The organism is Micrococcus sp. 2A, assembly GCF_039519235.1.
In the GTDB taxonomy this organism is placed as follows: Bacteria; Actinomycetota; Actinomycetes; order Actinomycetales; family Micrococcaceae; genus Micrococcus.
Map to the genome: position 1 here is coordinate 2,376,765 of NZ_CP154351.1, position 18,251 is coordinate 2,395,015.

The window sequence follows — 18,251 nt, forward strand, 5'->3', positions numbered from 1 at the left end:
GGACGGGCTCAGTCCATGGACGCCTCCGCGGGGATCATGGCGATCGCCCGCACAGGTGCCCCGTCCGCGCCGCCGAGCGGGAGGGGCAGGGCGGTGAGCTCCAGGCTCGTGACCGACGCCGGCAGGTCGGCGAGCCCACGGAGGTTCTCGATCATGAGGCGGTCGGCTCCGAGCAGCGCCTCGTGCACCGGCAGGGGCGCGGACCCCTCGGGGGCGGTCTCGTCCGGGTTGAGGGTGTCCACCCCCAGCACGTCGACCCCGCGGTCCCGCAGGTGCTCCCCCACGAGGCCGTCGAGGAACGGGTGGTCGAGGTAGGCGGCGTCGCCCCAGAATCGGTCCCAGCCCGTGACGAGCAGGACGATCCGGGCGTCATCGGGCAGCGCGGCCAGCTGACCCTCCAGCCGTGCCAGGCCGATCCGCTCCCGCGGTGCGAGCCCGGACACGCGCAGCAGGTGCGCCCGGCCGATCAGGCGGGCCACGTCGACGTCGTCCATCGTCCGCCCGCCGGCCACCGTGTGGCTGGGGGCGTCCACGTGGGTGCCCGAGTGGGACCCCATGGTCACCGAGGTGACGGCGAACCCGTCGGCGTCGATCCGGGCGGCCGGGGCGAGCCGGATCTGCGGGTCGCCCGGGAACACCATCCCGCCCGAGGTCAGACGGTGGCTGAGGTCCACCAGCCGCGCGCCCTCCTCACGGACGCTCATGGCCCACCACGTCCGCCAGGGATCCGGAGCCCGTCGTCGTCGAGGAGCCGGCGGCGTCCGTGATCTCCTGCTGGAGCTGATCTGACATGGGGCCTCCTGGGCACACGGGATGTACGGCACAGTCCACTCCCGGATGCCCCAGCCGTCAACGATCCGACCCGCCCTCGTCCGGATCATCCAGCGCCTGGCCGCCGCCGGCGGGGACGTGATCACCGTGCACGCCGGGGTGAGCGCACTGCGCACGGCGCACGCCCTCGCCTTCGCCGAGGACGCCGCCGCGGCCGGAGCGCGGGGGCTGCTCCTGGCGCCGCAGTCCTATCAGACCCTCACCGACGACGACGTCGCCGGCCTCTACACGGACGTGACCGCCGCGGCCGCCGAGCACCTCGGGCTCGCCGCGCCCGGCTGCCTGCCCCGCCCCCTGCTCGGGCTCGGGGCCGAGGACCGGGCGGAGGTGGCCGACGTCGTCGACCGCGTGCTGGACGGCGAGCCCACGACGCGCCCCTGACCTGCGCATGCTCGCGGCCTGCCGCTACCGTGGCCCCATGGCATCCCTCTCCGCCACAGCCCAGCCCACCGGCCGCTCCGCGCCCGACCTGCACCGCCGCCTGCTGCTGTCCGGGATGCTCTTCGGCGTGGGCGTGGCCGCCTTCGTGGACGAGACCGTGCTGCACCAGCTCCTGCACTGGCACCACTTCTACGACCGCTCCACCACGGCCGTCGGGCTCGTCTCGGACGGGCTCTTCCACGCCTTCGGCTGGTTCGCCGCCGTGGCCGGGCTGTTCCTCTTCGCGGACGTGCGACGCCGCGGCGGCCCCGGCGTCGGCCGGTGGTGGCCGGCGGTGCTGATCGGCGCAGGCGCGTTCCAGGCGTGGGACGGCACCGTCCAGCGCAAGCTCATGAGGACCCACCAGATCCGGTACGAGGTCATCCCCACGGAGCTGCAGGGCACCGGCCCGTACGCGCCCGTGGACGACATCCTCGTGTACGACCTCGTGTGGATGGCCATTGCGATCGCCTTCCTCGTGATCGGCACCCTGGCGTGGCGGCGCGGCTCCCGCCGGGCGGCCGCCCGTGCATGAGCACCCCGGCGGGATCGGGGCGGAGCTCGGCGCCCAGGCGGCGAGCGCCCCGTTCCCGCTGGCCGGCGTCGTCATCGGCGGCGGACTCCTGCTGTTCCTGGTCGCCTATGCGGCGCTGGTCCGCGCCGGACGACGCCGGGGCCGCGCCTGGTCCGACGCGCGCACCCTGAGCGCGGCCGCGGGGGTGGTGGCCGGCGTCGTGGCGGTGGGACCGCTGGGGGTACTCGGCCACCACGACTTCACGGCCCACATGTGGGGGCACCTGCTGCTGGGCATGCTCGCCCCGCTGCTGCTGGTGCTGTCCGCGCCGGTGACCGTGGCCCTGCGGGGCCTGCCCGTGGCGTGGGCGCGGCGGCTGTCCCGGGTGCTGTCCACGCCGTACGTGCGGGTGGTCTCGCACCCGGTGGTGGCGGGGCTGCTGAACATCGGCGGGCTGTGGCTGCTCTACACCACACCCCTGCACGCCTGGATGCATGCCTCCGCGGTGGGGCATCTGCTGGTGCACGTGCACGTGCTGCTGGCCGGGTGGGTGTTCACCGCCGCGATCCTGCAGGTGGACCCGGCACCGCACCCGCACGGACACCCGCTGCGGGCAGGTGTGCTCGCGGCGTTCCTCGCGCTGCACGCGATCCTCTCCAAGCACGTCTACGCGCATCCGCCGGCGGGCGTGGGCGTGGCGGAGGCCCAGGCCGGCGCCCAGCTCATGTACTACGGCGGCGACTGGATCGACCTCGTGCTGATCGCCGTCTTCTGTCTGGACTGGTACCGCCGCACCGCGCCGGTGCGGTCGGGGCGGGGCGGTGTGGTGGCCCGGGCGGCGCCCTGAGAAGACCGCTCGATGTGCTCAGGACCGCGTCCTCATGACGCGGTCCTGAGCACAGCAGGCGGTCGCGGGGATCCTGCGCCCCCGCCCGCGCCCCGGCTCAGTCGAGTCCCGCGGCCAGCTCGTCCAGGAAGGCCTTGAGCTCCTCCCGCTGTCCGGCCGGCCCGGGGTAGAGGTCGGCCATGCGTGCGGGGATGTCGGCGGCGGCCTCGCGCAGGTCCCGGCCGGCGGGGGCGAGGGAGATGAGGCGACGCCGCTCGTCGTCGGCGCTGCGGGCACGGGTGAGCAGGCCGGCGTGGTCGAGGCGGCGCAGCAGCGGGGTGAGGGTGCCGCTGTCGAGTCCCAGGCGCGCGCCGATGTCGTTCACGCCCACCGGCCCGTCCTCCTGCCAGAGCACCAGCATCACGAGGTACTGGGGGTAGGTGAGGCCCAGCTCCTCGAGCCGGGGCCGGTAGGCGCGGGTCACCGCCCGGCTGGCGCGGTAGAGGGAGAAGCACAGCTGGCGGTCGAGGTCGAGGGGGGTGACGTCCACCCGGACAACTTACCCCGCAGACAACTGGATTGCACACAACCTGATCGCGGACTACCTTGGACCGTGGCCGCCGTCGAGCGGCCCCCGGCACCCCGGGCCAGACACCGTCAAGGAGCACACCGTGATCGAGATCGAGCCCCTCTACACCACCGAGGCCATCGCCACGGGCGGCGGCCGCAACGGCCACGTCCGGACCGCGGACGGCCGCGTCGACATGGACCTGGCGATCCCCGCCGAGATGGGCGGCAACGGCGACGGCGCCAACCCCGAGCAGCTCTTCGCCGCCGGCTACGCCGCGTGCTTCCACTCCGCCCTGCAGAGCGTCGCCCGCCAGGCCAAGAAGAAGCTCGGCGACTCCTCCGTGGGCGCCCGCGTCTCGATCGGCAAGGCCGGCGAGGGCTTCGGCCTGGCCGTCACCCTCGAGGTCGTCATCCCGGACCTGCCCCAGGACGAGGCGCAGCAGCTCGCCGACGCCGCCCACCAGGTCTGCCCCTACTCCAACGCCACCCGCGGCAACATCCGCGTGGACGTTCAGGTCGTCGACGACTGACCGCTCGGCGCGGCGGCCTCCGCGGCCACCCGCGGATCCGAGGGCTGGAGCACCATCACCAGCAGGGCGATCGCACCGAGCACGGGCAGCAGCGCCAGGAGCAGCCAGGCGCGGCTGAGCCCGGCGTCGTGCAGTCGCCGGGCCGTCAGCGCCCAGGCGGGCACCAGATGGAGCAGGCCCCAGACCCCCGAGAAGGCCTGGTAGGCCTCGGTCATCGAGTCGACGGCGGGGACGCTGAGACCGCTGACCGCGAAGCCGGGGAACACGACGGCGGAGGGGGCGGCCGTCGTCGTGTCCGCCCCGAGGGCCCCGAACAGGAGGGTGATGCCGAGGGACGCGAGGGACAGGTACAGCACCACCCACCAGAACTCGGCGCGCCCGGCCCGGCCGCCGAACTGCGCGTAGCGTCCGTAGAAGCGGCCCACGGCCCGGAGGCACGTCATGGCCCAACCCTGGCCCATGAGGTGGCCCGAGTCGAGGCCCTCCCGCGTGTCCGCACGTCAGGGCGCCGGTAGCCTGGCGCGCATGCCCTCCCCCTCCGGCTGGCAGGCCCAGCACGACGCCGACTACCGCGCCCACTGGCACGCCCTCGCCGCCCGCGCGGACCCCGACGCGCTCACGTGGGTGGTGCTGGGCGACTCGGCCGCCGTCGGGATCGGGGCCGAGAGCGTGGAGCGCACGTACGTGGCCCAGGTGGCCGAGCGGGTGGCCGCCGAGACCGGCCGGCCCGTGCGGGTGGTGAACCTCGCCGTCAGCGGGGCCATGGCGAAGGACGTCCTCGCCGACCAGCTGCCCCTCATGCCGGCGAGCGGGGTGGACGCGGTGACGTGCGTCGTCGGCGGCAACGACGTCACCTGGGCTTGGCGGTTCCGCGAGGCCGCCTTCGAGGAGCCCCTCGAGGCGATCGCCCGCGCGCTGCCGGCCGGTGCCACGCTGGGCCTGGTCCCGACGTTCCGCATCCCGCCGTTCGAGGCCCGCGTGCGCCGGGCGAACACGGTGGTGCGGCGGGTGGCCGCCCGGCACGGCCTCGGCGTGGCGGACGTGCACGCGGCCACGTGGCGGCGGAATCTGAGGCACCAGGTCAGCCGCCTGGCCCGGGACCTGTTCCACCCCAACGGCGCCGGCTACGAGGACTGGGCCGCGGCGGTCGCCCCCGAGGTGCTGCGGCAGGTGCGGGGTCAGGCACCGGCCGCCTGAGGACTCCTCCCCGCCGCGCGCGAAGCGCACATCCGGCGTCCCTCACACCGGGGGCTAGACGGGGACCCATGCGATGCATAGTCTCCCCTCACGCACTGCACGACGACCGGTCGGGCCGGCGTCCGGGAGCACGGGCTCCCCCGACCGACGGAGGTCCGCCTTGACCCCCTCACCCCCTTCCCTCCGCTCCGCCCGCCATGCCCTCCCGGCCACAACGGCGGCCCTGACCCTGGCCCTCACGCTCGCCGGCTGCTCCGGCGGCGGGGGCCCAGCGACGGTGTCCGGCACCACACCCTCCCCTGCGGCGTCCTCCGACACGACGCCGTCCCCGTCGAGCACGTCCGAGACCACCACGCCGTCCGCGGGCGGGCCAGCCTCCGGCACCACGGCGCCGAGCACTCCGGCGCCGGCCTCCGGGAGCGCCACGCAGGGTTCGGGCGGCGGCTCCACCGCCGGTGCCGGGTTCGTGCCCGAGGGCGCCGATCCCGCCAGGAACGGGGCTCTGCCGTTGAGCGAGGGCTTCCTCGCCGCCCTCCCGGAGGCCGCCGTCACGCACCGGGCGGGCAGTCCGACGGAGGACCCCCTGGCCCGGGCCCTGGAGGGCGTCGAGCTGCCCGGCACGCCCACGACGGACGTCAACGTGATCGCCTCCGAGCTGCAGGGCCTCCAGACCCCCGGGGAGGGGGGCGGGGCGATGGGCGGCGAACGCCCCGAGGGCACCCTGCGCCTGATGCTGCTGTGCGACGACCCGGACGCCGGCCCGTCCTCGGTGGGCATCCTCGGGGCGGACGGCTTCGCCGCCTACCAACCCCTGGGGTGGTCGGACCGCTGCGGCGGATACGTCGTCATGGTGCCGGAGTCGGACGCGGAGGACCTGGTGGTGAGCGCCGAGGTCCCCGAGGGCACCCGGTACCGCCTGAGCGTGATCACGGACCACGATCCGGTGGCCGACTGACCCCACCATCCCCGGGCTGGCGGCAGGTGCCGGCCCTGGCCGTCAGCGTCCCCACGACGCCCCCGGCCGCCGACCGGGCACCCCTCCCCACGAAGGGCGCCCGGCCGGAGTCTCGTCACACGATCAATGGTCGTGCCCCTCGTGGCCCTCCGAGGGCTCGGCGCCGTGGTCGTGGCCCTCGTGGCCGTCGTCGTCGTGGTCCTCGTCACCGTGCGCGCCCTCCTCGGGCTTCACGGACTCGGGCTCGCCGGTGACCACGGCCATCTCGACGGGCGCGAAGTCCAGCTCCTTCTCGAGGACCTTCTCACCGGTCTCCAGGTCCACGGCCACGAGCCTCCGGTTCTCCGCGTCCGTCACGTAGGCGGTGTTCCCGGCGACCTTCAGGATCGGACCGGGCTCCTGCCACTCGTCCTTCTCCTTCCAGGGCTGGATCACGGGGTGCTCGGCGGTGATCTCGCCGGTCTCCTCGTCGATCACGTTGAGCTCGCCGTCGTAGGTGAGCACCACGCCGGAGCCGTCCTCGGCGCGGCCGAGCGAGCGGAACCAGTAGGAGGAGCCGAGGTCCACGGTGGTGAGCTCATCGGTGCGGGTGTCGATGAGGGCGATCTCCGTGGGCCGCTCGACGGCCTCCTCCGGCTCCTCCTCGACCTTGTAGTCGCCCAGGACGATGGGCGAGTCATGCAGCCCGAACAGGTTCCCGGAGCGCTGATACTCGGTCTCGACGTCCACCTTGTGGAACTCGCCGTCCCGGTACACGACGGGCCCGTTCTCGCAGCCCATCACGACGACGTCGCCCGCCTCCGTCGGCTGGGCCGCGGCCTCGCCGTGGCTGCCGGGGCAGTCGTCGGTCTCGGCCGTGACCTCGCCGGTCGTCGGGTCGATCACCTGGAGCGTGTTCCGGGAGTCCTCGGTGCCCTGCGTGGTGAAGAGGGTGCCGTCGGAGAGCTCGAGCGCCACGCCGTGGTGCGGGTCCTCGGTCTCGGCCTCCGTCATGACGGGCATGAGGTCCGGGGTCGCCTTGTCCAGGTGGGCCGAGTCGAAGGTGCGGATCGCGCCCGTGCCGTCCGTGAAGAGGGTGGTCCTGCCGTTGTGGGTGACGGCGTGGTCGGGGTGCTCGCCCGGGAACGTCACGCCGGTCATGCCGGGCGCGGACTCGTAGTTGTGGACGTGATCGCCGTGGGCCTTGGCCTGGATGCCGGTGGAGAACACCTCCCAGCCGTTCCCGGTGGTCACCAGGACGTCCTTGCCGTTGCCGGCGTTGCTCAGCCGCGTGAAGCCCGGGACGTCCTGCTCCTTCACCACCTCGCCGGACTCGGCGTCGAGCAGCGTGAGCCCGTCCTCGTGCGAGAGCAGGATGCGCGGAGTCACCGCGGAGACCTCGGTGGTCTGGGTCGGGTCGACGCGGTCCTCCTCGGAGACGGAGGAGGCCGCCGTCGCCTCACCCGCCGGTGACTCGGAGCCACCCGAGGCGGAGGTGGGCGTCTGCCCGTCATCTCGGCGGCGCCGACGGCGCGCCCCCGTCGCGGGAACCGGCGCGTGACGCCACCCGTCGGCGGGCTGGGACGGGCCCGGGGCGGATGCCTACGGTCGGCCCACCTGCCCACGGAAGGACCGCTCATGACCACTCCCGTCCTCGACCGTCCCGCACCGACCTCCGCCGCCGACGCCCCCGACACCGCAGAACTCCGAGCCCGCTTCGCCCCCGTCTTCGCCCGGATCGCCGCGAACGAGGCCAGGCGGCGGGACACGGCCGTCCCGCCCCGTGCGGCCGTGCGCCTGCTCGCCGAGACCGGCTTCACCGCCCTCCGGCTGCCGCGGGAGCGCGGCGGCTCCGGCGCGACCCTCACGCAGCTCCTCGACCTGCTCGTGGACCTCGCCGCAGCCGACGCGAACCTCCCCCAGGCCCTCCACGGGCATTTCATGTTCACGGAGCAGGTCGCCCGTGACGTCCACCCGCGTCTGACCGACTGGTGGCTGGACGAGGTGGCCGCCGGGAAGGTCTTCGCCAACGCGCTCGTGGACCCGCCGGCCGCGACCGGCCTGCCGGGCGTCACGGCCCGCCGGGACCCGCGCGACCCGGAGGCGTTCCTGCTGACCGGCACGAAGCAGTACTCCACCGGCACCCTGCTGGCGGACTGGACCCTGGTCGCCGCCCACGACGACGCCGGGGCTCTGCAGCCCCTCGTCGTCGAGGTGGCCGGGCCGGGCGTCGAGGCCCGCGACGACTGGGACGGCATCGGCCAGCGGGGCACGGCCTCCGGCACCACCGTCTACACCGACGCACCCGCCCCCGCTTGGCGCCGCGTCGACCTGGAGCGCCCCGCCGCCGCCCCCGGCTACCCGTTCCTGTGGCTCATCCTCGCGGCCACCCAGGCGGGCATCGCCCAGCGCGCGCTCGACGAATTCGCCGAGATCCTCCGCCGCCGTTCCCGCTCCTACCAGCACGCCGCGAGCGCCAGCCCCGCCCACGACCCGGTCCTGCAGCACCAGCTCGGGGCCGCCGCCGCGCAGGTCCGCGCGCTGCGCTCCGTGGTCCTCGGCGCGGTCCCTGCCCTCGAGGCGGCATACACCACCGCGGCCGGTGCGGCTCCCGCGCTCGGCGCGGCCGAGTCCGAGTCCCAGGACGACGGCGCCGCGGAGGCCTTCGAGGCCGCCCACACGGAGGCCTGGGTCGCCGCAGCCTCGGCGTCCTCCGTGGCGGCCGACCTGACGCTGCGGCTGACCTCCGACCTGTTCGAGACGGCCGGGGCGTCGGCCGTCGTCGCGGGCCCGGGACTCGACCGCCACTGGCGCAACGCCCGCGTGCTGGCCAGTCACACGCCCCTGCCGCACCGCCGCCGCCAGATCGGGGAGTGCCTGCTGCACGGCACCCCCGCCCCGCACAGCGCGGACGCGGTCGAGACCGCATCGTCCACCGGCGCCGATCCGTCCCGCGACAGCGCCTCCCCGTCCCCCTCGACCCCCGCCGCCCCGAAGGAGCAGTGAGATGACGACGACCACCGACCGCACCGACACGATCTCCCGTCCCGCCGACGTCGGGACCACCGACTCGGGGGTGCCGACCACCGCGCACCCGGCCGACCGGCCCCAGTTCCTCGCCGCCCGCGCACGGCTGGCCCCCGTGTTCGCCTGGCTCGCCGAGACCGCCGCCGAGCGGGACCGTGAACGCGTGACCGATCGCGAGGCCACGGACCGCCTCGCCGCCGCCGGCTTCCCGGGGCTGCGTGTGCCCGAGGAAGCGGGCGGGGCCGGCCTGACGTTCCCGGAGGCCGCGCGCCTGTACGTGGAGCTCGCCGAGGCCGACTCGAACGTGCTGCAGGCCCTGCGGGTGCACGTGGTGAACGTGGAGACGGTGCTCGGCTCGCCGGCCGGGCCGCGCCGCGAGCGGTGGCTGCACCGCTTCGCCACGGGTGAGACGGTCGCGAACGCGACCACGGAGATCGGCAACCGCACCGGCCACTACGAGACCCGCCTGACGACGCGTCCGGACGGCTCGGTGGTGGTCAACGGTCGCAAGGCCTATTCCACCGGAACGCTGTACGCGGACTGGACGATCGTCGTCGTCGAGGACGAGGACGGTGCCGAACGCGCGGCGACCGTGCGCTCGGACGCCCCCGGGGTGACCCGGCACGACGACTGGGACGGATTCGGTCAGCGGCTGTCCGCCTCGGGGACCACGGAGTTCACGGACGTGGTGGTGGATCCGGAGGAGCTCACGCCGGTGGGCCAGTCCCTGGACGACGGCTCGTCGATCTTCGCCTCGCAGGCGATCTTCCAGTTCGTCCACCTGGTGGGTCTGACGGGCATCGCCCGTGCCGTCGTGCGCGACGCGGCGGCCTATGTGGCCGGCCGCACGCGCGGCTTCTCCCACGGTGCAGCCCCGCGGCCCGGTGACGATCCGCAGGTGCTGCAGGTGGTGGGCGAGCTGGAGGCCGCCGCGTTCGGGGCGCAGGCGGCGCTCGACGCCGTCGTCGGGCCCCTGGACCGGGCGCTGCGGGCCGAGGCGTCGGGCGCACCCCTGGCCGAGGCCGAGGTGGACGCGGTGTACACCGCCGTCTACGCCGCCCAGCAGGTGATCGCCCGGGCCGCCCTCGACGCGGCGACCCGCCTGTTCGAGGTGGGCGGGGCCTCGGCAACCCTGCGCACGCGCGGGCTGGACCGGCATTGGCGCAATGCGCGGGTGCTCGCCAGCCACAACCCGCTGATCTACCGCGCCCGACTGCTCGGCGACCGGGCCGTCAACGGCACGCCGCTCGGACGCCACTACCGGCTGGGCGGCTGAGCCGCCGGCCGGCGCGGCGCGCGGCGGAGCCCCTCAGGCCAGGCCGCGCGCCGCATGCCAGGCGGCGATCCGCTCGAGCGCCTCGTGGACGGCGCCCGGGCCGGCGGCGAAGGAGAGGCGGACGAACTCGGGCCCGTGGACGGCGTCGAAGTCGTCCCCCGGGGTCAGTGCGACGCCGGCCTCCTCCAGCAGGGCGGCGCAGTAGCCGACGGCGCTGCCGAACTCCGCCAGCATGCCTGGGGCGAGGCGGGCCCACAGGTAGAAGGCGCCGTCGGCGGGGGCGGCGTCGGCCCAGCCGAGCCGGGGCAGGGCGGCCAGCACGACGCCGCGCGTCGCCGTGAAGCCGCCGGCCTGCTCGGCGCAGAACGCGTAGGACTCCTCGCTGAACGCGTGGACGGCCGCCTCCTGGGCCGCGGCGGGCGGGCAGAGGGCGACCGAGCCGGCGAGGCCGTCGACCGCGGCGGCGAGGTCGTCCGGCATGAGCATCCAGCCCAGCCGCCAGCCGGGCATGCCCCAGTACTTGGAGAACGAGCTGACCACGAGCGCGGTGCGGGAGGTGCGCCATGCGCAGGCGCCGGGCCCCTGCCCGTCCGCGTGCACGATGCCGTGGTAGATCTCGTCCGAGACGAGCCGCACCCCGCGTTCCTCGCACCAGCGGGCGAGCTCGGCGAGCTCGTCGGCGCTGACCATCGTGCCCGTGGGATTGGCCGGGGAGGCGAGCACGAGCCCCGCGACCGGGCCCTCCGCGAGCGCCGCCTCCAGGTGGGCGACCGTGGGCTGGTAGCGGGTGCCGGCGTCGACGTCCACGTCCACCACCTCCACCCCGAGCGCCGCGAGGATGTTGCGGTACGCGGGATAGCCGGGGCGCGGCAGGAGCACGCGGTCCCCCGGGGAGAACGCCGCGAGGAAGCCGAGCATGAACGCCCCCGAGGAGCCCGTCGTGATCGCGACCTGCTCGGGGCGGACGTCGAGCCCGTACCAGCGGCGGTAGTGGCCGGCGACGGCGGCCCGCAGCTCCGGCAGGCCCAGCGCCGGGGTGTAGGTGAGGGCACGGCCGGAGGCGTGGACGGCGGCGGCCGCGGCGTCGACGGCGGGCGGGGCGCCCCCGCCCGGCTCCCCCGCGCACAGGCTGACGACGTCGTGGCCGGCGGCGCGCAGTGCGGCGACCCGGCCGAGGATGCTCATCACCGTGAACGGCGGCACCTGCGACCGGGCGGACGGCGCGAAGGCGGGGGCAGGGGCGGCGGTGCTGGCGTGGGCGGCGGTGCTGGAACGGGACGGGCGACGCATGGCCCGAGGCTACCCCCCGTTTTCGTTCGGGAAACGGCGCCCCGGGGACGACTTTCGTTGACGAAACGGCCGGGCGGGCCGCCGTTTCGTCAACGAAAACGTCTCGACCCGCCGCCGTTTCCCGAACGAAAACGTCCGGCCCGCCCCGCGCGGCCCTCACTCCTCCGCGCCGAGCAGCTCCCGGATGTCGTCGGCCGTCAACGAGTCCGTGAACGCGCCCGCGCCGGAGTCGTCGGACTCGTCCACGAGCGCCCCGAACAGCTCGGCCTTGCGTCGCTGCAGCTCGAGGACCTTCTCTTCGATCGTCCCCTCGGAGACCATGCGGTAGACCACCACGGTGCGCTCCTGGCCGATGCGGTGTGCGCGGTCCACCGCCTGTGCCTCGGCGGCGGGGTTCCACCACGGGTCCATGAGGAACACGTAGTCGGCCTCGGTCAGGGTCAGGCCGAAGCCGCCGGCCTTGAGGGAGATGAGGAACACCGGCGCCTCGCCCTCCCGGAAGCCGCGGATCACCTCGGCGCGGCCGCGCGTGCCGCCGTCGAGGTAGGCGTGCTCCACCTCCATGGCGTCCAGCTCCTCGGCGATCACCTTGAGGAAGCTCGTGAACTGGCTGAACACGATCACGCGGTGGCCCTCGGCGAGGATCTCCGTGAGGTCGTCCAGGAACCGCTCCAGCTTCGAGGAGGGGATGGAGGCGTACTCCCCCTCCACGATCTGCGGCGCGAGCGCGAGCATGCGCAGCAGCGTGAGCGACTTGAAGATGGTGAAGCGGTTGCCGTCCACGTCGCTCAGCAGCCCCAGCACCTTGCGGCGCTCGCGCTGCAGCACGCGGTCGTACACCTTGCGATGGCTCGGCTCGAGCTCCACGCGCAGCACCTGCTCCTGCTTGGGCGGCAGGTCCTTGGCCACGAGCTCCTTGGAGCGGCGCAGCATGAACGGGCGCACGCGGCGGCGCAGGGCCGCCATCCGCTCCGGGTGCTCCCCGGACTCGATGGGCGTCACGTACGCCTCGCGGAACCGGCGGTGGCTCGGGAACAGCCCCGGCACGACGACGGCGAGCAGCGCCCAGAGGTCGCTGAGCGAGTTCTCCATGGGCGTGCCCGTGATGGCCAGACGGAACGGGGCGGGCAGGTCCCGGGCCACGGCGTGCACCTTGGAGGCGCGGTTCTTGAGGAACTGCGCCTCGTCGTAGACCACGCCGCCCCACGTCACCCTCCCGTACTGGGCGGCGTCGATCCGCAGCAGGGTGTAGCTCGTCACCACGACGTCGGCGCCGGCCACCGCCGTCTCCACGTCCGCTCCCCGCTTGCGCGTGGTGGTGTCCAGCACGCGCACGTCCAGGCCGGGGGTGAACTTGGCCGCCTCCGCGGCCCACACGGACACCACCGAGCTCGGCGCCACCACCAGGAACGGCGCGCGGCCGGGGTGCGCGGCGCGGGCGTGCGCCATGAGCGCGAGGGTCTGCACGGTCTTGCCGAGGCCCATGTCGTCGGCCAGGATCCCCCCGAGGTCCTGCTCGTACAGGAAGTGCAGCCAGCGCAGCCCCTCCTGCTGGTACGGGCGCAGGTCCGCCTGCAGCCCGGCGGGCTCAGGCGCCTCGGGCAGGCGCTCCATGGCGGCGAGGCGGCCGACGGCGGCGGTCCACGCGGGATCCTCCGTCGTCTCGTCGGCGAGCTCCTTGAGCTCCTCCCAGAACCCCACCTGATGCCGGGACACGGAGGGGTTCTCCGGGGTCCACTCCTGCAGCGTGGCGGCCTCGGAGAGCAGCGCGCGCAGCCGCTCGAACGCCGGATGGTCGAGGGAGAGGTAGGAGCCGTCGAAGAGGATCAGCGAGCTCTGCCCCTGCACGAGGGCGGTGAACAGCTGCGCGAACGGCAGCACGTGCCCGTCCACGGAGACCTGCACGCCCAGGTCGAACCAGTCGTTGCGGGCGGCGGTGGTGCTCGCCTCGATCCGCGGCGCCGCCGTCAGCTCGCGGTACTCGGGGCGCTCGCCGCGCACGTCCACGCGCACGTGGTCCAGCCGCTGCAGCTGCGGCAGCACGGTCTCGGAGAAGCGCGCCGCGGCCACACCCTCGAGCACCTGCTCCTCGGCCCGGCCCGCCCGGGGCCAGGCCTCGGCGGCGGCGCGCAGGACGGCGTCCTCATGGCGGACGTCCCGCAGGGTGTCCCCCGCCGGGTTCATCCCGAGCTCGCGGGGCGGGTCGAAGTACAGCCAGGACCAGCGCAGCACGAGGCGGTGGTCCTTCTGAAAGTCGGCGCGCAGGCGCAGCACGGGGGGCTCGAACTCGGGCAGCTCCACGGACGCGTCGGGGCTGGCCACCTCGAGGGCGGCACGCAGCCGCGGGTACACGCGGGTGAGGAACTCGTCCCGGTCGGCGGCGGGCACGCGCACGGGCTCGCCCGCGAGCACGAGCTGCTGCACGGCCTCCGGGACCGGGGCGACGGCGGGGATGAGGTGCAGGGTGAACCCGCCGTCGTCGTCGGTGACGCGGTAGAAGCCCACGCTGCCCACCACCTGCACCCCGGCCATGCCGCCGGGCATGGTGCTCAGCGAGGGGGCGACCTCGAGGCCGCCGTCCGGGGCGCGCGTCACGTCGAGGCCCACGGCGGCGGGATCGTCGAGGACGACCCCGGAGAGCAGGCCCAGCGGCACCAGCTCGACGCCCGCGGACTGCGCCTCGGCGAGGAGCTGCCAGATGCGCGGGGAGTCGAAGGCGTGCAGGCCGAACCAGGCGTCCGTGGGGTAGGAGTCCTCGGCCATGAGCTGGCGCCAGATGAGGCGCAGCGCCCGCTCCTGGGCCGGGGCGAACTCGGCGCGCGGGAACTGGAAGGCGCGCCACGTGAGCCCGCCCTTGATCCAGGTGCCCTTCGCGCCGCGCCTGAGGGGGCGGACGATCACGTACAGCGGGCGGCCCTCCCGCAGGTGCTCCTCGCCCGCGGGCGCCGGGCCCCACTGCTGGTACACGTTGCGGGAGGACTCGGCGACGAGCTCCACGCCGATCGCCAGGGGCGGCGGTGCACCCAGGCGGCGCGGGGCGTCCAGGCCGGCGAGGGGCTCCATCACGCGGCGCCAGTCGAGGCCCGTGCCGCGGGCGGCCGAGCGCTCCCGGGCCGCGGCAGCCACGGCGTCGGGGTCCGAGGAGGGCGGCACGGGCAGGGCGTCGGCCGTGGTGACCATGTCCGCGAGCTTGCGGCGGGCCTCGCCGAGCGCCTGGTCGGCGTCCAGGCGGACCACCTGGTAGAGCACCGCGGCCACGTGCTTGCAGTCGGTGCCCACGGGGCAGGTGCAGCGGCCGGTGACCGGCTCCACCTCGGCGGGCGCGCCGGGCTCGGCCGCGTAGACCTCCTGCACCTGCACGCGCACCCGGTAGGGACTCGGGGCAGTGCCGCGCACGGAGGCGTCGACCACGCCGCCCGCGGCGTCGTACCGGAGCCGGCCGACGGCGCCCCGGGCGGCGATCTCGAATCCGCGGTCCGCCATCGTGCTGCCGACGACCGCCCGGATTGCCTCCGTGCGCACGTGCGGCAGGACGTCTCCCGAATCTGCGATGGCCATACCCACCAGTTTCCCATGGTGGTCCGCCCGATGCCGCACACGGTGGGCGAGGAGCCGACGGGGTGAGATGCGGGCCACTGAGGCTCAGACCTCGTAACCGGTCCGGCCCCTTCCCTAGGCTGGCCCGATGAGCACCCCCTCCGTCGCGCGCGCCACTCCCGCATCCGCGTCCGCCGCCTCCTCCCCCGCCGACCAGCCCGGCACCGAGCCCGGCACCTCCGAGTCCCGCGCCCCCTTCGCCTCACCCCTCGGCCTGTCCCTGCCCGAGGGCCGCGGCCGCCGCGTCCTCGTCACCGGCGCCACCGGCTACGTGGGCGGCCGCCTGATCCCCGAGCTCGTGGCCGCCGGCTTCGCCGTGCGGGCCGTGGCCCGCAACCCCGAGGACCTCGAGGGCCGGCCGTGGTCGGACCGCGTGGAGATCATGAAGGCCGACCTCTCGGAGCCGGACGAGGTCCGCGCAGCGATGGAGGACGTCCACACCGCCCTGTACCTCGTGCACTCCATGGGCGGTGACGGTGACTTCGTGGAGCGGGAGCAGAAGATCGCCGACGTCGTGGCCCGCGCCTCGGACGACGCCGGCGTCACCCAGCTGGTCTACCTCTCCGGCCTGCACCCGGACGAGAAGCCCGTGGAGGAGCTCTCCGACCACATGCGCTCCCGCGAGCTCGTGGCACGCCGTCTGGACGAGGCCGCCGCACCCGCGCTGGTCTTCGAGGCCGGCGTGGTCATCGGCTCCGGCTCCACCTCCTTCGAGATGATCCGACACCTCTCGGACCGTCTCCCCGTGATGCCCGGCCCCTCGTGGCTGAAGAACAAGGTGGAGCCCATCGCCATCCGCGACGTGCTCTACTACCTGGCCCACGCGTGCGCCCTGCCCGAGCCCGTGCAGGCCCGCGCCCAGATCGGCGACGGCGTGGCCCAGCCCTTCGCCACCCTGCTGACGCAGTACGCCGAGGCTGCCGGCCTGTCCAAGCGCATCGTGATCCCGCTCCCGTTCCCGGCCTCCCACCTCTCCGGGTTCTGGATCGGCATGGTGACCCCGATCCCCGTGGGCGTGGCCCTGCCGCTCGCCTCCTCGCTGCGCGAGGACGCGGTGACCTCGAACCACACCGTGGCGGACATCATCCCCGACCCCCCGGGCGGCCTCACCAGCTACCAGGACGCCGTGCGCCGCGCCCTGCACCACGAGGAGTCCGGCCCGCTGGACGTCACGTGGGAGGCGGACGAGTACTCCGCCGTCGACCCGGCCGCGCCCCTGCCCTCGGACCCGGAGTGGGCCGGCAAGACCGTGTACAAGGACGAGCGGGAGCGTGAGTCCGACCTCTCCCCCGAGGACGTGTGGCCCGTGATCGAGTCGGTCGGCGGGGCCAACGGCTGGTACTCCACGCCCCTGCTGTGGCAGATCCGCGGCGTCGTCGACAAGGCCGTCGGCGGGCCGGGCCTGGCCCGCGGCCGTCGCGACGCCGAGCACCTGCGCCGCGGCGACATCGTGGACTGGTGGCGCGTGGAGAAGATCGAGTACGGCCACCGGCTGACCCTGCGTGCCGAGATGCGCGCCGGCGGGCGCGCCTGGCTGCAGCTGGCCGTCGAGCCCCGCGAGGGCGGCGGGTCGGTGTACCGCCAGCGCGCGATCTTCATGCCCGACGGCCTGCTGGGCCGCGCCTACTGGACGGCCATCCTGCCGTTCCACGCCGTGGTCTTCCCGGAGATGGCCGCCAACATCCTGGCCGAGGGCCAGCGCCGCAAGACCGGCGGCGAGCGCGGCCGCACCCGCGGTCTCGTGCGCGCCCTGGCCGACCGGCTCCCCCTGCGCCGCAACCCGCTGGACCGCTCGAAGAAGGACGGCGCGAAGAAGGGCTAGTCCGCGCGCGGGCCCCGGGCCTGCTGCACCCGCCGCACCCAGCGCTGACCGGGCGGGAGGATCGCCCAGTTGGCGCGCAGGGTGGCGCCCGCCATGCGGCCCTGACGTGCGCGGGCGCCGAGCGAGTGGAAGATCCGCCCGGCGGCTCCCACGCGCACGTGCGGGTCGAACCGCACGATGTGCCCGGCGAGGGCGAGGTGGAAGGAGAGGTCGAGGTCGTCGTGCAGGTCGGCGCGGTGGCGGTGCACACTCCCCCGCACCGCCTGCCACGCCTCGGCGCGCAGGGCCAGGTTGGAGCCCCACAGCGGGGTGCCCGCGAGCGCGGCACCCGCTGCCCAGCGGTAGGCGTTCGTGTAGAGCCGGGAGCGCAGCACGCCGAGCAGGCCCGGCTGGTCGTAGAACTCGCCGGGGCCGGTGAGCGCATCCAGGCGCGGGTCGGCGGCGAAGCGCGCCGTGATCCGCTCGATCCAGTCCTCCGGCGCACGGGTGTCCGCGTCGCACCGGAGCAGGAGCGTGCCGACGGCGGCGTCGAACCCGGCGGCCGAGGCGGCGGGGATGCCCCGCTCGGGCTCGGTGACCACGCGGGCGCCGAACTCCCGGGCGACGTCGGCCGAGCCGTCCACGCTCCCGTTGTCCACCACCACGACCTCGTCCGCGGGCCGGGTCTGGCGGGCCAGATGCGCCAGGCAGACGCGAAGGTGGGCGGCGTCGTCGAGCACGGGGATGACCACGCTGACGGTGGGCTCCGGGGTCATCGGCTGCCCTGCCCGGCGCGGGAGGGGGTGGCCCCGCTGACGGCCACCGCGCCGGCGTCGGCCGCGCGCACCGCCAGCGCCGAGCCGACGAGCGCGCCCAGGCTGTCGGCGAGGAGGTCGCCGAGGGTGTCGTCGTAGCCCACGCCGATCTCCTCCGAGACGGCGTGGTGGGCCCACCACTCGGCGATCTCCCACACCACGCCGAGCGTCACCGTGAGCGAGGCGAGGGCGAGCACGGCCACCAGGGGCCCGACGGCGCGCACGACGCCGGCCGCGTCCGTCCGGCCGGGGATCCCTGCGGTGCGTCCGGGCTCGGCACCCGCGCCCATGCCGCCTGTGCTGCCGGCGCGGTGGCGCAGCCAGGCGCGCAGGCTGACGCCCACGAGCCCGGCCACCACGGCGGAGGCGGCCGCGTGGACCACGATGTCCAGGGTCGGCACTTGGTGGTAGAGGCCGACCACGCTGAACCAGCCGGCCGCCAGCAGCATGGCCTGCCCGGCCCAGTCCAGCAGGGTCCCTCCGCCGAGCCAGCGCAGCAGCCACTGCGCGCCGAACACGAGGAACATCACCGCCGCGGACGGCCAGCCCGCCGTGGCCCAGGCGAGCGGGATGAGGACCGGGCCGAGGGCGCGCAGCAGGTCCGCCGGGAGCAGGGGGAACAC

At 74.9% G+C, this 18,251-nt stretch carries 17 protein-coding genes; 9 read left to right on the plus strand and 8 right to left on the minus strand.

The window, feature by feature from the left end:
* Positions 1-8: 8 nt before the first annotated feature.
* Positions 9-704, minus strand: coding sequence for a cyclase family protein (locus AAG742_RS11010; RefSeq protein WP_298710204.1), 696 nt, complete (start codon positions 702-704; stop codon positions 9-11).
* Between the two features lie 133 nt (positions 705-837).
* Between AAG742_RS11010 and AAG742_RS11015 the strand changes: the two genes are divergently transcribed.
* Genes AAG742_RS11015 through AAG742_RS11025 form a run of 3 tightly spaced genes read left to right on the plus strand, consistent with a single transcriptional unit; the run spans position 838 to position 2,612 of the window.
* Positions 838-1,212, plus strand: a complete 375-nt coding sequence (locus AAG742_RS11015; protein ID WP_343282151.1) for a hypothetical protein — start codon at positions 838-840, stop codon at positions 1,210-1,212.
* Between the two features lie 37 nt (positions 1,213-1,249).
* A complete protein-coding gene (locus AAG742_RS11020) occupies positions 1,250-1,786 on the plus strand; it encodes a DUF2243 domain-containing protein (protein WP_298710202.1) in 537 nt (178 codons plus the stop codon).
* A complete protein-coding gene (locus AAG742_RS11025; protein WP_298710200.1) occupies positions 1,779-2,612 on the plus strand; it encodes a cytochrome c oxidase assembly protein in 834 nt (277 codons plus the stop codon). The genes AAG742_RS11020 and AAG742_RS11025 overlap by 8 nt, the downstream gene beginning before the upstream one ends.
* A 97-nt stretch (positions 2,613-2,709) precedes the next feature.
* Here the strand turns inward: AAG742_RS11025 and AAG742_RS11030 are convergent, their stop codons facing one another.
* Entirely contained in the window at positions 2,710-3,141 is a 432-nt protein-coding gene (locus AAG742_RS11030) for a MarR family winged helix-turn-helix transcriptional regulator (RefSeq protein WP_298710198.1), read from the minus strand.
* A 130-nt stretch (positions 3,142-3,271) separates the two neighbouring features.
* On the opposite strand from AAG742_RS11030, the gene AAG742_RS11035 reads away from it, so the two are divergent.
* Positions 3,272-3,691: an organic hydroperoxide resistance protein gene (locus AAG742_RS11035; protein ID WP_298710227.1), complete on the plus strand. Its 420-nt coding sequence runs from the start codon at positions 3,272-3,274 to the stop codon at positions 3,689-3,691.
* Here the strand turns inward: AAG742_RS11035 and AAG742_RS11040 are convergent.
* Positions 3,673-4,134, minus strand: coding sequence for a DUF805 domain-containing protein (locus AAG742_RS11040; RefSeq protein ID WP_298710196.1), 462 nt, complete (start codon positions 4,132-4,134; stop codon positions 3,673-3,675). The genes AAG742_RS11035 and AAG742_RS11040 overlap by 19 nt on opposite strands.
* An 82-nt stretch (positions 4,135-4,216) precedes the next feature.
* Here AAG742_RS11040 and AAG742_RS11045 point away from each other — a divergent pair, with 82 nt between their 5' ends.
* Together AAG742_RS11045 and AAG742_RS11050 are read left to right on the plus strand one after the other, a co-directional pair.
* The gene (locus tag AAG742_RS11045) at positions 4,217-4,888 is read left to right on the plus strand and encodes an SGNH/GDSL hydrolase family protein (protein WP_010080009.1); all 672 of its coding nucleotides are present in this window, start codon (positions 4,217-4,219) and stop codon (positions 4,886-4,888) included.
* Positions 4,889-5,048: 160 nt separating this feature from the next.
* Positions 5,049-5,843 (plus strand): hypothetical protein, encoded by a 795-nt coding sequence (locus AAG742_RS11050; protein ID WP_298710192.1) that lies wholly within the window; start codon positions 5,049-5,051, stop codon positions 5,841-5,843.
* Between the two features lie 123 nt (positions 5,844-5,966).
* On the opposite strand, the gene AAG742_RS11055 is transcribed toward AAG742_RS11050, so the two are convergent.
* A complete protein-coding gene (locus AAG742_RS11055; protein WP_298710190.1) occupies positions 5,967-7,211 on the minus strand; it encodes a hypothetical protein in 1,245 nt (414 codons plus the stop codon).
* A 249-nt stretch (positions 7,212-7,460) separates the two neighbouring features.
* On the opposite strand from AAG742_RS11055, the gene AAG742_RS11060 reads away from it, so the two are divergent.
* Together AAG742_RS11060 and AAG742_RS11065 are read left to right on the plus strand one after the other, a co-directional pair.
* Positions 7,461-8,828 carry an acyl-CoA dehydrogenase family protein gene (locus AAG742_RS11060; protein ID WP_298710188.1) on the plus strand — a complete coding sequence of 456 codons (1,368 nt, stop codon included), beginning with the start codon at positions 7,461-7,463 and terminating at the stop codon, positions 8,826-8,828.
* Position 8,829: 1 nt separating this feature from the next.
* On the plus strand, positions 8,830-10,125 hold the full coding sequence (locus tag AAG742_RS11065) for an acyl-CoA dehydrogenase family protein (protein ID WP_298710186.1): 1,296 nt from the start codon (positions 8,830-8,832) through the stop codon (positions 10,123-10,125).
* A 33-nt stretch (positions 10,126-10,158) separates the two neighbouring features.
* On the opposite strand, the gene AAG742_RS11070 is transcribed toward AAG742_RS11065, so the two are convergent.
* A complete protein-coding gene (locus AAG742_RS11070) occupies positions 10,159-11,415 on the minus strand; it encodes an aminotransferase class I/II-fold pyridoxal phosphate-dependent enzyme (protein WP_298710184.1) in 1,257 nt (418 codons plus the stop codon).
* A 156-nt stretch (positions 11,416-11,571) separates the two neighbouring features.
* A complete protein-coding gene (locus AAG742_RS11075; protein ID WP_298710182.1) occupies positions 11,572-14,973 on the minus strand; it encodes an SNF2-related protein in 3,402 nt (1,133 codons plus the stop codon).
* 127 nt (positions 14,974-15,100) lie between these two features.
* Here AAG742_RS11075 and AAG742_RS11080 point away from each other — a divergent pair, with 127 nt between their 5' ends.
* Positions 15,101-16,834 carry an SDR family oxidoreductase gene (locus AAG742_RS11080; protein ID WP_298710180.1) on the plus strand — a complete coding sequence of 578 codons (1,734 nt, stop codon included), beginning with the start codon at positions 15,101-15,103 and terminating at the stop codon, positions 16,832-16,834.
* Here the strand turns inward: AAG742_RS11080 and AAG742_RS11085 are convergent.
* Together AAG742_RS11085 and AAG742_RS11090 are read right to left on the minus strand one after the other, a co-directional pair.
* Positions 16,831-17,589, minus strand: a complete 759-nt coding sequence (locus AAG742_RS11085) for a glycosyltransferase family 2 protein (RefSeq protein ID WP_298710178.1) — start codon at positions 17,587-17,589, stop codon at positions 16,831-16,833. The genes AAG742_RS11080 and AAG742_RS11085 overlap by 4 nt on opposite strands.
* Entirely contained in the window at positions 17,586-18,251 is a 666-nt protein-coding gene (locus AAG742_RS11090) for a hypothetical protein (RefSeq protein ID WP_298710176.1), read from the minus strand. Before AAG742_RS11090 ends, AAG742_RS11085 begins: the two co-directional genes overlap by 4 nt.